This is a genomic window from Trichococcus sp. (assembly GCF_049684335.1).
GTDB lineage: Bacteria > Bacillota > Bacilli > Lactobacillales > Aerococcaceae > Trichococcus.
Map to the genome: position 1 here is coordinate 1 of NZ_JBAVFV010000027.1, position 15,102 is coordinate 15,102.

The window sequence follows — 15,102 nt, forward strand, 5'->3', positions numbered from 1 at the left end:
AATCCAGCCTAAAAAATATTCAACGACTCGCCCTCCTCTGTCACCTCTACAGAAGGATGCAGTTGGAACGAGCGAGAAGCCATATGCACACCTATCGCATCAACGATATCAAGGATCACAACATAAAACGACTCTTTAAAAAACAACACAATCCTTCTGAAGCAAGCATTTGTGTATTCTGATGTTTTCCCAGCATAAACAACTTCAGATACTTGAACTTCATCATCTTCATAGACCGATTGTGCAACGGGATTCCCTACTCGCTCATATTCCCAGGAACCCTTCGGAACGGTAGTTGGGTGTCCATCCAGAATGATCACATTATGGGCGTATTCCGACTTCAAATAATTTCTTATGGGAGATTCCGTGTAAGTCCCCCTCCCCGGGTCGACTATGACAGGTGTTCCCCCTAATGAAAAAGAAAAATTACCTAACGCAGCATGTCCGTGCCCGCTACCATGTCTTCCATTATGAAGGCTATAGAATACGCCTTTCTCAGGATTTTTATAGATAATGTTGCCGCTCGCTTCTCCTGAATAGAGAGATTTTTTCTCCGAGTCCACCTGATTATGTTTGAATTTCATCCCTACATAAAGCAAATATTCATCCGTACGAACAGCTTCGTCCGTAGAAAAAACCGCATTCAAGCAATCCCTTTCAATCCGGATATCAACAGGATCACTATCATGCAACGCCAGCAGCTTACCTGACAAGTCCTCCAGATAATAACTTGCTTGAACGCCATTCAAAAGCCTTTCACGAATAGAAAATGGTGTTTCACGCTCGAGATAATCATAATGCATCATTATCGTTGCGCTACTCATCAATACTTCAAATTGATACAGGGGGCTTTGTTCCCAATGATAGCCATCTCGGTAAAATTGAATACGCAATTGTTCTTCAAATTGTTTCCAGGCCCATCCACGTTCTTCTTTTGCTAAAATATTCGGGTACAGTAAATCCACTGCTAATATTCCCGTCACCCCAAGGACTCCCCAATTACTAAGAATATGTTTCTTCCTGGAGTTGGCGAAAATATCCTTGATTTGTGATTCCAAAGAATATTTAATCTGTTGTTCCTCTACCTCAGATAGCGGTGCCAGATGTTGAAAAAGCAGCAGTGAGGTCACCCAGTTTCTGCAACGGATTCCCGTATCAATTATCCGCCAAGCAGTGTGATTTGATTTGTCCTTTATACCTACTTTTTCAATCCAGTCAAATACCAGTTTTTTCCATTTTTGAATATACTTTTGTTCTCCGGTCAACAAAAATGCTTGGCTAAGTTCCACCATGAATCCTTGTCTGTTCAGCATATAAATCCACTCGTCATCTCCATTTGGAGTGAATACCCAATCTATATCCTTAAAATAATGGGGTATATAACAACACTCCATATCTAAAGGGTCATCAAACAGAAAGATGTTCTGACAGATTAAATTCGCCTTGTAAATGATATGTTTTGCACGAGGTGTATCTTTGACGTAAGTTAGCCATTCCTTGTCACAAAAACGCTCTTCATACATTTTGAACGCTCGCTTATCAAACACTCCGTTTCCTCCCATTACTGGCTCCGTTCTTTATCAATACCGACGACGGCTTGCGGAATGATCTGAACGATGACTTTATCTGCAATTTCGATGCTGTACTTCTCATCATTCATTTGCGTAATTCTGCCGAAAATACCGGAAGAGAGTAAAACAAAATCACCTATCTTCAGTTTTTTTTGAAACTGAAGATAGGATTCTTGGTTATTCTTCCGGTTGCGGTATTGAAGGAACGGCTGGACTATAAAGCTCAGTACAAAAGTGCTGCTAACCAAACCCCAGATCCAATATTCCCTCATTACTTATTACACCATCCCACTTTGCATGGACATTATCATACTTCGGCTTTGCTCGATAGCCTCTTGAATGGCTGCTGCCGCTTCTTCATCTTTTATGTCGGAATAAAGGAATTTCATTGTCAATTCGACAACTAAGCCCAAGTTGATTCCAGAAATGACGTATTGATTTTCGGAGAATTTATTTTCCAACATGATACGAGCTGAAATTTGATGGGGAGCCCCGCCAGTCAAGTCAGCAAAAATAATGACTTTTTCATTATCTTTCAGAAGGGCAGTAACATCCTGTTCCAATACTTCGTGTGTTCTTTCGTCGTTCAGATTGTATGCGACAACGTTCTCATTTTCTCCAATTAATAGGCTGAGCGCGGATAAAACACCCTCAGGAAAGTTCCCATGTCCAACTATTGCAATTTTATACATTCTTCTACTCCAATCCTTACCCTAAAATTCCTAATGCAGATAATGCAACTCCGACAACCATCAATAAACCGATCAATTTATAAGTGGTCCAATTATATTTCTTGATCAAGATATAAACGACCACTGTCACTAAAACAGAGCCTAGTTTTGGTATGATTTTATCCAGTATCGTTTGTAAAGCTACGATTTGTTCTTCACCGGATGCCAACGTTGTTGCATATTGTAATTTCATGTTCACCTTTACGAAATTCACAGCCAATCCAGAGATAACCGTAACCCCGACAATAGTCGCTGCTCTTGATATTTTAGAAATTTGTTGGCTTAACGTATCAATGATGCTGGTTCCCAACTTATAACCTAATAGTCCCATTGTCAGCTTAATGGATAACATGCTTCCGATCATAGCAATCAAGAATATGATTGGTGCCGCAACAATTCCATCCAAGGCCATACCTGCACAAATAGTGGAGATGAGGGGTGCCAAACCGAATTGGGCAATGGAGTCACCAATACCAGAAAGAGGTCCCATCAAAGCAAGTTTGATACTTCTAGCATCTTCGACGTCTTCGCCGTGATCCAACATCGCTAATTGCAAACTAGAGATAAAAGGAACCGTCTGAGGATTCGTGTTGAAAAATTCGATATTTCCATCGACAGCATCTTTTAATTTTTGCGGTTCATCTTTATATATTTTTTCCAAAGCTGGGAAAATGCTGTAGGCATAACTAGTTCCTTGGTAACTGGTATAGTTGAAACCATTTTGCATAAAATAGGAGCGTAATGATGTTTTAATATAATCCTTTTTTGTTAATACCGGCTGTTTAGATCCCATTTTCAAAGTCCTCCCCTGTCGTCGCTACTACTGCACTGTTTGAAACATCATTTTGTTTGTTATACATGTCAATCAAAGCGAAGATAGCACCGATGATTGCCACGCCCATAACAGGGAGTTCTAGATAAGCGATACAAACGTAACCCAATAAAAGATAGGCTGCATAGTCTTTTTTGAACATAACGGTCATGATCATTGCAAACCCGATAGCCGGCAATAAGCCGCCTGCTACTGTCAAGCCAGTAACTAACCATTGTGGGAACGCTTCAACAAAAGCTTGTAAACTGGACATACTTACTGCAGATACAAACCCGATGAGAAATCCTACGACTAAAAACGTTAAAAAGGTGGAGTTGGAGAGAAATTTGAACTTCCTATAGTCTTCTTTTTCGATTGCTTTTTTAATCGTTGCACTTGTACCTGACATCGCTGTATATGTTGCCGTAACAACTATCTGGAATAAAACAGCAAACGGATAGGACAACGCCAAGGCAGATTCTACCGTCATCCCGCTATTTTTCAAAGTGATGGCCATGATTGTTCCGACAATACCAGGTCCCATCGGGTTCGGAGGAACTGTACCACCCGCACCAACACCAAATCCCATAAACGCTAATTCACCAATAGCGCCCATCATCAACGCTGTCGGCAGATCACCCAAAATCAATCCCATAAAGAAAGATAATACGATAACCCGATTTGTATAAAGACCCATCAATTGCCCTGCAAAACAAAATGCCGTGACTAAACCAATCAATAATGCTTGTCCCATGGATATGTCCATACTATTATTTCCTCCTCAAACTTAGTTCTTACAGAAAGTTATTTAAAGTAGCTGCTGTTTTCTCTCCATCATTTGACATTGGAGAAGTGCGTGTATTGAATGTAATGTGATGTTTATCGCGTAAAGTTCTTAAAGATTCTTTATCCTTTTCACCCAAATAAATGAATTGTGAGACCTTTTGTTTCCCTTGATCGGAATGTATATTTCCAATGTTGATTTCTTTAATCGGAAACCCACCTTCTACTAGTCTCAAGGCATCTTCCGGACTTTTCACAACCACAAATATTGTTTGTTGAGGACTGGCTTTAAAAATCACTTCATTTGTTTTATCGATTGAAAAAAATCGCATGCCTATATCCTTAGAAACTACTGTTTTCATTAACGTTTGTTGAATGGGATTCGTTGCAGCTTCATCATTTGCGACAATCACGAGGTTAACTCCTAGAGAATTTAACCATAATTGACCCTGCCCATGAATAAGTCGTTCATCAATCCGAAGCATCTTAACATTTGGTTGATTCATTATTTTTCCTCCTATTTTTTACCAGTACATTTCCCAGTCTTTGTAATAGCGAATGAGTGCTTCTAAGTAATAATAGTCACCCCAGTTATTCCCCTCGTCCACACCTTTGCCCGAATGCCATGAATAGACTCCGTGATTGATCAAGGCGGTTGCGTTATTACTCAAATCATCTGTATAGCGTGCGATAAGTTCTTTTAAAATAGCGTGTGCGCTATATCTGTACACTTCTTTATATTGGTGTGTTGCCGGTAGATATTTATCCATCAAATTCATGCCACACACAGCAATTGCAGCTGCAGAGCTGTCCCGTGACTGATTGTCTTCTTTACCAAATATTAAATCCCAATAGCAGACAAAGTCTTCTGGCAGACGATTCAAAAAATAATTGGTAACGGCTTCAAATTGAGGGATAGCGGTTTCATTTGGAAGATAGGAATAATTCAATGCGATTCCATAAATCAACCATGCCTGGCCACGTGCCCAAGAAGAACTATCGCTATATCCCTGACGTGTTTTTCCATATAATGGATTACCTGTCGCTGGATCGAAATAGAATGTATGGAATGCTGACGCATCTTCACGGATAGCATTCTTTATCGTTGTTTGATAATGATTATGAGCTATTTCTCGATAATGATCTTTTCCGGTTATATCCGCCGCCCAATAAAGCAGTGGAATATTCAATAAACAATCCACAATCAGACGGTAGTTATCTTCTGCCCCTAGTTCTCCCCAAGCTTGAATAAATTTACCATTCTCTTGGTAGCGGCTGATTAGTTTATCAGCCGCTAGAATAGCCGCTTCTTTCGCAGTTTCATTGCCAGTCAATTTATAGGCCGCAACACATGAAGGCGTGTACAAAAAACCTAAGTCATGATGATCGACTTCAATATTATTGTTTATGCGATGGTAGAATGACTCGACATGCTTTTCTGAAAGTTCTTTGTACTTTTTATCGCCGGTATACTCGTATGCCAACCACAACTGACCTGTCCAAAAACCATTCGTCCACTCAATATTTCCAATTGTTTCATAACTGTTGTTTTTTGTAGCTGGTGCAGGGAAGCGTTCTCCAAATTGTGTTATGTTCTGATCAATTTTCTTGATTGCTTTCTCGATAGCTTCCTCTACAACTTGCTTTGATAACAAGCCTTCTTTGAAGTAACGTTCACTGCTGATCAATTTCTCGATAGCTAATTTTTTACTTTCCAATTCCTCGCAGTTCATGTATTCTCGATTTCCTCCTCCATATTTGTTACTCAATATCATGCAGCGGTACGTCGGACATAATTTGTAAAGCATAGTAATCCGGATGAATATAGGTTTTCGAATATTCAAACGGCGTATTATCTGGATGATAGCTTACTCTTTCATTCAAGAAGACGGGTACATTCTGATCAATTTCCAATTGTTCCGCAACCACTTCATTTATTGGGAATGCAATGGATACCCGCGCTTTCATCGGGAGTCCAAATAAATTGATATTTGTCGCAGCCTTCAAGAAATCCGAAAGAGAAGATGACGCTTTTATTTTTGTTTCCTCGATTGCCGGCAAACGTTTTTTTGCAATATAACTATTTTGAAAAGTCCATGGTGTGCCGCCCACCAAACCTACTCTGCAAAAATGAATGATCGGATCATTTGGTTCAATCTTCAACTGTTCAGCAATTTGGGCATCTACGATTTCTTTGACGAACACCCATTTTTTCGTTTCTTCGATTTTCCCGCCAATGGTAGATGCTTTCAATTTTTGATGCATTGGTAGTTCTTCATCTACATAGACTTTTTTATGTTTGTAGCTTTTTCTGACGAAAGTGCCTTCCCCTTGTTTTCTGATCAGATATCCTTCTGCTACTAGGTTTTGCAAAGCTTTCACAGCAGTCGTACTGCTTACGTTGTATTTCTTTTTTATTTCGTCTTCTGAATAAATGCGGTCTCCAGGGCTCAAAGTCCCATCTTCAATCATGCGCTTAATGTCGCCCTCAATTATCTCGTATTTGTATTTCATGTGGATGCATCCTCCGTTTCCTAACTTAACGTGTTAACCCGTTAACGCCATAATATATCTTTGAGGATCATTTTGCAAGTGTTTTCGTTAATTATTCGAATTTTTTTAAAGCGGGAAAAGGTGGCTTAATTTTCCCGCTAAATCAACACTTTTCATGGTCAAAAATAGGACCAAGCATCTAAAATCATCTATTCAGTTCCTTCTGAACTTCTGACCGCCCTAAAAACCTGTCTTCGTTTTGCATTGATAGATTCATTATTATTCTGAGTCTTTTCAGATTTCCCAGCCTTACTCTTTTTCCCTTTTGAGATTATCAGTTCCGTGGTTTTCACCACCACATTGTCTGGCTTATTAAGAACTTGCAATTTTTTCCCATCTAGTCGCAGATCAATCCCTGTGTCATTCAACATACTTGGATCGGATACAGAAATTTTGATTGTATCTTTAGTCTCCTCCATAGTTAGAGAAGCTGCTTGAAACAGCGTTACTGCGCCAATTGTCGTTGGGATATTCTCCTATAAATTGATTCCTGTCGCACCGGTTTCCGCATCGTGCACCGCTTGTACGACCCCGTCGTTTGTATGGACGAAAAACCCTATCAACTTCTGGGTGAATCAAGAGAACCCCTTCCTATGCGAAAAGGCAGTAATCAAAAAATTGATTCTGAATACGTAATAGAAGGAACTTGTAGCATTTTTATCTTCACTGAACCACTAGGTGGTGTCCGACACGTTAACGTCCGTAAGCAGCGAACCGCAGTAGCTTGGGCCGAGGAGATTCAATACCTTGTAGACATTGGTTATCCCGAGGTTGAAAAATCACTTTGGTTCTGGATAATCTCAATACACATACAATCGCTTCACTCTACAGAGCATTTCCGCCTGAAGAGGCACGGAGGATAGCTCGCCGCTTAGAGGTTCACTTCACGCTATTACATGGCAGTTGGTTGAATATTGCCGAAATAGAATTGAACGTTATGACTAGGCAATGTTTACATCGCAGATTTTGATGATTTTGAGAAACTCCGTTCGGAGTTGGCTGCATGGGAGAGAGAACGGAATACCCAATCATCAAAAATCCGTTGGCATTTTACAAATAATAATGCGCGGACAAAGTTGGCTTCGTTGTATCCTAAAATTGTATGTTCAAATATTTGATGCACATTGAGGATATCGACTATATTTCTAAATATCAACGATACACTACACTAGAATAAAAGAACTTAAGCAACTTATTTTTATCCATCAACACTGCAATGGTTTCTGCACGCTGTGGCTTCACGCATGGGTAGACAACGAAAAACAAGAGCAACCTCACGAGGTTGCTCTTGTTTTTTAGCGGAATCGGAGTCTTTTCGGAACACCTGAAATTCCCTGTTTTTTTCATTTATAAGCCGGCAGATAATCGCCATGGGCAGCGATCAATTCGTCCACCATTGCTTTTATTTCCGAAATGGACAGTTCTGAACTCGCATGAGGGTCCATCAATGCCGCTTGATAGATTTTGTCTTTTTCAAGTGTCATTGCGGCTTCAACCGTCAATTCCTGGACATTGATGTTTGTTCGATTCAATGCGGCCAATTGCGTAGGCAGGTTGCCTACATAGGTAGGTTGAACGCCATTTTTGTCCACCAAACACGGAACTTCCACACAGCAATCTTCAGGCAAGTTCGTGATCAGACCTTTATTCAGAACATTTCCGGCAATCACAGTCGGATTTCCCGTTGTAATCGCATCCATAATATAAGAGGCATATTCGCGGCTTCTTGTATGTTCTAGCAAACCGTTATTGACGATCTCTTCTCTTTGGAGTTCCCAGCCTTCGATTTGGGTAACGCATCTGCGCAAATATTCATCAATCGGGATTTGCAATTGATCAATCAGCTGCGGATAATTCTTTTTGATGAAATAAGGATGGTACTCCGCATTATGTTCACTGGATTCTGTGATGTAGTAGCCAAAATGTTTCATCAATTCAAAGCGCACAGAATCCTTATGCGGATCAGCGATTTTTGAAGCCAGTCGGCGAATTTCAGGGTAGAAATCTTTTCCGTTTCGGTTGATTTCCAACAGCCAAGCCATGTGGTTGATGCCGGCGATTTTCCATTGGAATTCCTCGAGATTGTATTGATCTTTTATCCCCAAATGTTCGAATAGTTCCGGCACACAGACTTGGACACTGTGGCACAAACCGACCGTTTTGATCTTCGTCGCTTTCAGCATGCCCATCGTCAAAATGGCCATCGGATTGGTGTAATTCAATAACCATGCATCCGGACAAACCGCTTCCATGTCTTTGGCGATATCAAACATCACTGGAAGTGTGCGCAATCCTCTGAAAATACCGCCAATCCCGGCAGTGTCCCCAATCGTCTGCTGCAAGCCGTATTTTTTAGGGATCTCGAAATCGATCACGGTGCTCGGTTTATATCCACCAACTTGGATTGCGTTGATGACGAAATTCGCATCTTTCAACGCTTCTTTTCTATCGCTGAAAGATTTTATTTTAGCGCGGTTTTGATTCGAGTTTTTGTTGATCGTCTTAAGCATTAATTCGGATTCTTTTAAGCGTTTTTCATCAATATCGTACAATGCGATCTCTGCATCTTGAAGACTCGGCGTCAACATCGTGTCCCCTAAAACATTCCTTGCAAAAATCGTACTGCCTGCACCGATAAAACAAATTTTAACCATATCCATGCTCCTTTTTCTATTTGATGTCTCCAGTATAGTTTATTCTTACTGAAACAAAAGTGCATGATTTTAGTTACAGGGTACAATTTTGTAGGTCTTATTTTTCAGCCTTATATTCGGTCGGCGAACTGTGAAACCTGTGTTTGAAGGCCCTCGAAAAAGAGTGCCGGTTCTCATATCCTACAGCGCTTGAGATTTCCTCGATCGACAATTCCGTCGTTTTCAGCAGTTGGCTGGCTTTGTTCATCCGGTACAGGTTCAAATATTTGAGGGCGTTCAAACCCAACTCCTCTTTGATCACCTGGCTGAAATAGGAAGGATGCAGGTACATCGATTTCGCAATTTCTTCGATCGTCAAATCCTCGCGATAATAATTATTTTCCACGTACAACAAAAAGGCTTCGCTGTATTTTGTCCTTTGGCTGACGCGGACCTCCATTTCCACACCTTCATTATGAATTTTGAAGAAAGAAAAAATGTCATAGAAGTAGGCCTGGTTTGCTAATTTTTGCGAATCATCAAAGAAATCGGATTGTATAAAACTCTCGAATTTTTCCCGCAACTCTTCTTTCGTGTCAACTTGCCCTATATAGTCTTTAACTCCCATGCCGTTTGTCTGCAGGATTTCTTTCACCTTGTTTCCCGAAAATCCTATCCAATAGTATTCCCAGGGATCTTCCACATCCGCTTCATAATTAATCAGTTCATTCGGCCGGATCAGAAAAAAATCACCCGCACCCAAGTGATGCGTTGTATCGTTCACGGTATATCTTCCTTTTCCGCTGATCACAAAGTGCACGATATAGTTATCCCGTAACGAAGGGCCAAACCGATGCTTGCTCTGACATTTTTCATAGCCTACATTGAAAAAGAAAAAATCCGAGAAATAGTATTCTTTAAAAAATAGATCCTTAAATGGTTTTTCATTCATGGTATATCCTCTGTTATCTTTTTATTTATCATAACCTTAAAGGCCGGGCAACGCTGCTTTCCGATTGGACCGGCTTCGATGGTGTCATTCATCAGTACATTTGTACAGGTAGATTTTAGCACTAATCACAAATAAAAAAAGGGAATTAATGTTAAAATAATGAAATGATTGTCCAACTAACATGAATTATTCACTTGAGGTGGGAAATGTGGAAACATTGATTTATAATCTTTTAGCATACATAAATAACTCTCTTGATAAGGATATTAACTACCATATAGCGAAAACGTTGCTCGAAAATTTTCATAAGATTGAGGGATTTTCATTAGAAACAGCAGCAGAGGTATGTAATGTAGCTCCTTCTACAATTAATCGTTTCTGCAAAAGAATTGGTTTTAGAAATTTTTCAAACTTAAGAAATTCTGTAATGAAGTATGGGCCATCTCTTGAAAAGAACGATAGTGACCTAAGTGGAGATAGGTTTATAGAGCAATTAAAGGAAAACGTGGAAATAATTGAAAATATCCCTAGGGAACAGATTGAGCGGATTGTAAATCAAATTGGCAAATCCCGTAGAGTTGTCATATTAGGTTTTGAAAAGCATCAAATCCAAGCTTTGGAGTTGCAAAAAAAAATACTTCTTGCAGGGAAATTTTGTGAGTGCAATACAAATCTTTTCAAACAAATGGATGATCTGGACATATTGACAGAGGAAGATATGATCATCACTATTTCTATACAGGGACACTTACTATCAGAGGAATTCCTCTTATTTGAAAAAATTAAAAAGACAAAGGGAAAGAAATTACTTATTACCTTCTCGGAGCCACATCAACATCTAGAATTATTTGATGAAATTTTACAGTGTGGAAAAATTGAAAATAGTGCTGTCAGTAGTCAAACGTTATTAAGATTGTTTGATGTATTGTTCCATTGATTCCAATAACAACATTCTTCTTACTTAGCCTTAAACTGGTCTCTTTTTGACCAGTTTTTTTAGCATCACTAAATTATAATAAAATTAGAAACAAAAAAAGTCGAGAGAAGGAATATAATATGACATTTCCAAAAGGTTTTTTATGGGGTGGAGCTACGGCTGCAAACCAATTAGAAGGAGCTTACAACGAGGGGGGCAAAGGCCTTTCCATTTTTGATATGGTTCAGTTTATACCAAAAGAAGAGCGTGCAAATGAAATCGAAATGGATATCAGAAGCAAAAAGGAACTTGAGGATCTTTTAGCAGGAAACGTTGGAGATAACTTCCCGAAACGTCGTGGTATCGACTTCTACCACCGTTATAAAGAAGATATTGCACTGTTTGCAGAAATGGGCTTTAAAACATTCCGTATGTCCATCTCTTGGCCTCGTATTTTTCCAAATGGTGATGAGACAGAGCCAAATGAAGAAGGGCTAGCTTTCTATGACAAAGTATTCGATGAATTACTGAAATATGGAATTGAGCCACTTGTGACGTTATCACACTATGAAATTCCTCTTACTTTAGTTCAAAAATATAATGGTTGGGCAGATCGACGCGTAGTTGAATTCTTTGTTCATTATGCAGAAACGGTATTTGATCGTTATAAAGGAAAAGTGAAATACTGGTTAACGTTCAATGAAATTAACGTTTCAACGATGTCTCCATATATTGGTAGTGGTGTTCTTATAGATGAAGTAGAACACAAGGAAGAAACGGTTTATCAAGCATTACATCATCAGTTTGTAGCAAGCGCTAGAGCGGTCAAGGCATGTCATGAAATGATCCCTGATGCCATGATTGGTTGTATGCTGGCTCGTATGGAAGTATATCCAGAAACTTGCAGTCCAGATGATGTATTAGAAGCACTGAAAGAAGACCAAATGAACCTGTTCTTCACTGACGTCCAAGTTCGTGGATATTATCCAAGTTACATGTTAAGTTATTTTGAAGAAAATGATATCAAGATTAACATGCTTCCTGGCGATGAGGAAATATTACTGCAACATACAGTGGATTACTTATCCTTTAGTTACTATATGTCAATGGTTGCCAGCGGAGCACCTGGTAAGAAGAAGGAAAAAGGGAACTTCTTTAGTGGTGTGAAAAACCCTTATTTAGAGTCATCTGATTGGGGATGGCAAATCGATCCTAAAGGATTGCGTATTACCTTAAAGAAAATGTATGATCGCTACCAAGTACCGTTGTTTATCGTGGAAAATGGACTTGGCGCCTATGATAAAGTAGAGGAAGACGGCTCAATCAACGACGATTATCGTATTGATTATATGCGTGCACATATTGAGCAAATGAAAGAAGCGATCAAAGAGGGTGTAGATCTTATTGGGTACACAAGCTGGGGTTGTATCGATTTAATTAGTGCAAGTACCTCTGAAATGTCTAAACGTTACGGTTTCATCTACGTTGATCAAGACGATTATGGCAATGGTACTTTAGAAAGAAGCAAGAAAAAATCATTTGATTGGTATAAGCAGGTAATTACTACAAATGGAGAAGAACTATAGATAGAACTTAAAAGGGGGTGTCTCAAAATAAAATGAGACACCCCCTTTGCTTATAGATATGATAGCACCTTATGTTATTCAAATTAAAGTAAAGGGCTTGGCGACCACGGGCTGATTGAACGCGCGGTGAAATGTTGATTGAAACCATGAATAAATCCAAAGTATTTATCTTTTCGAGCCCGAATACCGTCTTAATCATGAATAACTCCAAAGTATCCATGTTTTCACGCCAATATTACCTACCCCAACAAAAAAAACCAGAAAAGCCCAAAAGGCGCTCCGTCAAGAGCGCCTTTTGGGCTTTTTCACTATACATTTTTATCCTTTGACTGATCCGGAAGTCACGCCTTCCACATAGAAGCGTTGCATGAAGATGAACAGGATCGTGATCGGGATGGCAATCAGCACGCAGCCTGCGGTGAACGCCATGAACAGCGAGTTCGCAGTTGTGCGGGTCATCATCGTGAACAGCCCGATCGCTATCGTGTAGTTCGGGATGTTGTCGCCCATGATGATTTTTGCGAAGATGAAGTCCATCCACGGTCCCATGAAAGCCAACAAAGACGTGTACACGATAATCGGTTTGGACAATGGCAACGTGATTTTCGTGAAAATCTGCCATTTGTTCGCACCGTCGATCATGGCCGATTCATCCAGCGCCATCGGGATTGTATCAAAGAATCCTTTGGCGATGTAGAAGCCCAACGCGGAGCCCGCGGAATAGACCAGAATCAAGGCAAGCAGGCTTTCCGTCAGGTTCAGGGCTTTCAGGATGTAGTACACGGCGATCATGCTCATGAATCCGGGGAACATGTTCAGGACCAGCGCCACTTTCAGGAACGGTTTCCGCATCTTGAAGCGTAGGCGCGACAATGCATACGCCATTGCGATCGTGATGAAAGTCGACAGGATGCAGCTGATCACGGAAACAAACAGCGTGTTCAGGAACCAGCGCACAAACGGATAATTACCGGTTGTGTTCTGCAGGAGAATCCTGTAGTTTTCCAACGTGAATGATTTTGGAATAATGTAGGGAACGAACGCGCCGCCTTCTGCCCGGAAGCTGGTCAAAACGATCCATACGATAGGGAACATCCAAATGACCGATAGGACAGCCAGGACGGCGTAGACTGCAGCCAGCGAATACCGCCGCTGCGCTTTGTATCCTGTTGTTTTCTTTGCTTTTGCCATTTTTTTAGCCCTCCTTGAATGAATTCGTTCTTGTGTAGGCCAGCAGACTGAACGCTGCGGACAGGATGAAGATCAGGATGCCGATGACGGATGCCAAGTTGTAGTCCATCGTGTTGACCGTCAAGTTGTACAGCCACGTAACCAGCAAGTCCGTCGAACCCGCTCCGTAAAAGTCGGAATTCGAAGGTCCGCCGCCGGTCAGCAGGAAAATAACGTTGAAGTTGTTGATGTTTCCGATGAACTGTTGGATCAACGCAGGCATCATGACGAACAAAATTTGCGGGAAAGTGATGTTCCTGAAAATCTGCAACTTGTTGGCGCCATCGATCCGTGCCGCCTCGATTTGATCAGTCGGCAGGTTTTGGATGATCCCCGTCGAAACCAGCATCGTTGCCGGAATACCGATCCACATATTGACGACGATGACCGTAATTTTTGCCCAAATCGGATCCGTCAAAAACGGAATGGCGGAATCGATCAGGCCCAGATTCAGCAGCGTTGCATTGATGGGACCCGCGCCATTCAACAGATTGCGCATAACCAGCAGCGAGATGAACTGCGGCACTGCCATCGTGACGACGAAAATCGTGCGCCAAACGCCTTTGAATTTCAAGCCTTTGGTATTGATCAAAAGTGCCAGCAGGATGCCGAAGAAAAAGCAAGTGACCGTCGCCAGCGTAGCCCAGATCAGCGTCCAGCCCAAGACCGGGAAGAAGGTGTCTGCCATATTTCCGGAAATGACGTTACCGAAGTTCACCAAGCCGACCCAGGTAAAGAGGTTTTTCGGCGGCAAGTGCGTATGATCATAGTTCGTGAAGGCGATCGAGATCATGTAAAGCAACGGCAGGACCGTGAACAGCAGTACGCCCAACAACGGAATCGTCATCAGGGTAAGGTAGAACCGTTCGTTCAGCAGACTCGCCAAATCATCCATCGTGCTCGGAATCTTTTCATCCGCTACTTTAAGTTCATGGATATGCCGTGCGCTTTTCAGATTGATGATGTACAAACCAACAAGGAGCACACAAATTACAATGGCAGCAATGCCGAATAATAGCAGTAACATCGAGTTGTCGCCCTCTTGCAGCACTTCAATCCCCAAGCGTTCATCAAAAACGAGCCCTTGCCCCTGAGTACCCAACGTCGCCAACATGGACAGCGCGTGCACTCCGTTGCGGATCAGCCAATAGAAGAAGGCGATCTGCGAAAACAGGAAAATCAAACCCTTTAAGTATTGTTTATTGGCAAGATTGGCAGCTCCCATGACAACAAAGGAAAGTTTTGTTGCGACGTCCCCTTCTTTGAACAATTCCCGAAAGGTCATCTGCTGGCCGTAACTTTTTTTCTTGAACATGGCTTCCCCACTCACTTTCAT

Annotated in this window: 16 protein-coding genes; 3 read left to right on the forward strand and 13 right to left on the reverse strand. The window is 41.1% G+C overall.

Going from position 1 to position 15,102, the window contains the following annotated elements; genetic code table 11:
* Positions 1-8 precede the first annotated feature (8 nt).
* From WBM30_RS05030 to WBM30_RS05070, 9 genes are all read right to left on the reverse strand, one after another.
* Positions 9-1,547 (reverse strand): alginate lyase family protein, encoded by a 1,539-nt coding sequence (locus WBM30_RS05030; protein ID WP_424899663.1) that lies wholly within the window; start codon positions 1,545-1,547, stop codon positions 9-11.
* A gap of 14 nt (positions 1,548-1,561) precedes the next feature.
* The gene (locus WBM30_RS05035) at positions 1,562-1,843 is read right to left on the reverse strand and encodes a preprotein translocase subunit YajC (protein ID WP_424899664.1); all 282 of its coding nucleotides are present in this window, start codon (positions 1,841-1,843) and stop codon (positions 1,562-1,564) included.
* Positions 1,844-1,849: 6 nt separating this feature from the next.
* Complete coding sequence (locus tag WBM30_RS05040; protein WP_424899665.1) at positions 1,850-2,263, reverse strand: PTS sugar transporter subunit IIA; 414 nt, start codon at positions 2,261-2,263, stop codon at positions 1,850-1,852.
* A gap of 16 nt (positions 2,264-2,279) precedes the next feature.
* Positions 2,280-3,095, reverse strand: coding sequence for a PTS system mannose/fructose/sorbose family transporter subunit IID (locus WBM30_RS05045; RefSeq protein WP_424899666.1), 816 nt, complete (start codon positions 3,093-3,095; stop codon positions 2,280-2,282).
* Positions 3,085-3,879, reverse strand: coding sequence for a PTS mannose/fructose/sorbose/N-acetylgalactosamine transporter subunit IIC (locus WBM30_RS05050; RefSeq protein WP_424899667.1), 795 nt, complete (start codon positions 3,877-3,879; stop codon positions 3,085-3,087). The genes WBM30_RS05045 and WBM30_RS05050 overlap by 11 nt, the downstream gene beginning before the upstream one ends.
* 28 nt (positions 3,880-3,907) lie before the next feature.
* Positions 3,908-4,402, reverse strand: coding sequence for a PTS sugar transporter subunit IIB (locus tag WBM30_RS05055; RefSeq protein ID WP_086986197.1), 495 nt, complete (start codon positions 4,400-4,402; stop codon positions 3,908-3,910).
* A gap of 18 nt (positions 4,403-4,420) precedes the next feature.
* Positions 4,421-5,629, reverse strand: a complete 1,209-nt coding sequence (locus WBM30_RS05060) for a glycoside hydrolase family 88 protein (RefSeq protein WP_424899668.1) — start codon at positions 5,627-5,629, stop codon at positions 4,421-4,423.
* Between the two features lie 28 nt (positions 5,630-5,657).
* The gene (locus WBM30_RS05065; protein ID WP_424899669.1) at positions 5,658-6,410 is read right to left on the reverse strand and encodes a GntR family transcriptional regulator; all 753 of its coding nucleotides are present in this window, start codon (positions 6,408-6,410) and stop codon (positions 5,658-5,660) included.
* 188 nt (positions 6,411-6,598) lie between these two features.
* On the reverse strand, positions 6,599-6,868 hold the full coding sequence (locus WBM30_RS05070) for a hypothetical protein (RefSeq protein WP_424899670.1): 270 nt from the start codon (positions 6,866-6,868) through the stop codon (positions 6,599-6,601).
* Between the two features lie 365 nt (positions 6,869-7,233).
* Here WBM30_RS05070 and WBM30_RS05075 point away from each other — a divergent pair, with 365 nt between their 5' ends.
* Complete coding sequence (locus tag WBM30_RS05075) at positions 7,234-7,419, forward strand: transposase (protein WP_424899671.1); 186 nt, start codon at positions 7,234-7,236, stop codon at positions 7,417-7,419.
* A 373-nt stretch (positions 7,420-7,792) separates the two neighbouring features.
* On the opposite strand, the gene WBM30_RS05080 is transcribed toward WBM30_RS05075, so the two are convergent.
* On the reverse strand, positions 7,793-9,103 hold the full coding sequence (locus WBM30_RS05080; RefSeq protein WP_424899672.1) for an alpha-glucosidase/alpha-galactosidase: 1,311 nt from the start codon (positions 9,101-9,103) through the stop codon (positions 7,793-7,795).
* A 97-nt stretch (positions 9,104-9,200) separates the two neighbouring features.
* On the reverse strand, positions 9,201-10,034 hold the full coding sequence (locus WBM30_RS05085) for an AraC family transcriptional regulator (RefSeq protein WP_424899673.1): 834 nt from the start codon (positions 10,032-10,034) through the stop codon (positions 9,201-9,203).
* Between the two features lie 208 nt (positions 10,035-10,242).
* Between WBM30_RS05085 and WBM30_RS05090 the strand changes: the two genes are divergently transcribed.
* Together WBM30_RS05090 and WBM30_RS05095 are read left to right on the forward strand one after the other, a co-directional pair.
* Positions 10,243-10,971: a MurR/RpiR family transcriptional regulator gene (locus WBM30_RS05090; RefSeq protein ID WP_424899674.1), complete on the forward strand. Its 729-nt coding sequence runs from the start codon at positions 10,243-10,245 to the stop codon at positions 10,969-10,971.
* Positions 10,972-11,090: 119 nt separating this feature from the next.
* Complete coding sequence (locus WBM30_RS05095; protein ID WP_424899675.1) at positions 11,091-12,536, forward strand: glycoside hydrolase family 1 protein; 1,446 nt, start codon at positions 11,091-11,093, stop codon at positions 12,534-12,536.
* Positions 12,537-12,854: 318 nt separating this feature from the next.
* Here WBM30_RS05095 and WBM30_RS05100 read toward each other — a convergent pair whose 3' ends face one another.
* Together WBM30_RS05100 and WBM30_RS05105 are read right to left on the reverse strand one after the other, a co-directional pair.
* On the reverse strand, positions 12,855-13,727 hold the full coding sequence (locus tag WBM30_RS05100; protein WP_424899676.1) for a sugar ABC transporter permease: 873 nt from the start codon (positions 13,725-13,727) through the stop codon (positions 12,855-12,857).
* A 4-nt stretch (positions 13,728-13,731) separates the two neighbouring features.
* Positions 13,732-15,081, reverse strand: a complete 1,350-nt coding sequence (locus WBM30_RS05105; protein ID WP_106450179.1) for a carbohydrate ABC transporter permease — start codon at positions 15,079-15,081, stop codon at positions 13,732-13,734.
* Positions 15,082-15,102: the final 21 nt, after the last annotated feature.

Bases quoted from the DNA above. Each gene is read 5' to 3' on its own strand.
- WBM30_RS05035 (WP_424899664.1), bottom strand. From the start codon at position 1,843: ATGAGGGAATATTGGATCTGGGGTTTGGTTAGCAGCACTTTTGTACTG.
- WBM30_RS05060 (WP_424899668.1), bottom strand. From the start codon at position 5,629: ATGAACTGCGAGGAATTGGAAAGTAAAAAATTAGCTATCGAGAAATTG.
- WBM30_RS05095 (WP_424899675.1), top strand. From the start codon at position 11,091: ATGACATTTCCAAAAGGTTTTTTATGGGGTGGAGCTACGGCTGCAAAC.
- WBM30_RS05100 (WP_424899676.1), bottom strand. From the start codon at position 13,727: ATGGCAAAAGCAAAGAAAACAACAGGATACAAAGCGCAGCGGCGGTAT.
- WBM30_RS05080 (WP_424899672.1), bottom strand. From the start codon at position 9,103: ATGGTTAAAATTTGTTTTATCGGTGCAGGCAGTACGATTTTTGCAAGG.
- WBM30_RS05105 (WP_106450179.1), bottom strand. From the start codon at position 15,081: ATGTTCAAGAAAAAAAGTTACGGCCAGCAGATGACCTTTCGGGAATTG.
- WBM30_RS05045 (WP_424899666.1), bottom strand. From the start codon at position 3,095: ATGGGATCTAAACAGCCGGTATTAACAAAAAAGGATTATATTAAAACA.
- WBM30_RS05085 (WP_424899673.1), bottom strand. From the start codon at position 10,034: ATGAATGAAAAACCATTTAAGGATCTATTTTTTAAAGAATACTATTTC.
- WBM30_RS05070 (WP_424899670.1), bottom strand. From the start codon at position 6,868: ATGGAGGAGACTAAAGATACAATCAAAATTTCTGTATCCGATCCAAGT.
- WBM30_RS05040 (WP_424899665.1), bottom strand. From the start codon at position 2,263: ATGTATAAAATTGCAATAGTTGGACATGGGAACTTTCCTGAGGGTGTT.
- WBM30_RS05055 (WP_086986197.1), bottom strand. From the start codon at position 4,402: ATGAATCAACCAAATGTTAAGATGCTTCGGATTGATGAACGACTTATT.
- WBM30_RS05065 (WP_424899669.1), bottom strand. From the start codon at position 6,410: ATGAAATACAAATACGAGATAATTGAGGGCGACATTAAGCGCATGATT.
- WBM30_RS05050 (WP_424899667.1), bottom strand. From the start codon at position 3,879: ATGGACATATCCATGGGACAAGCATTATTGATTGGTTTAGTCACGGCA.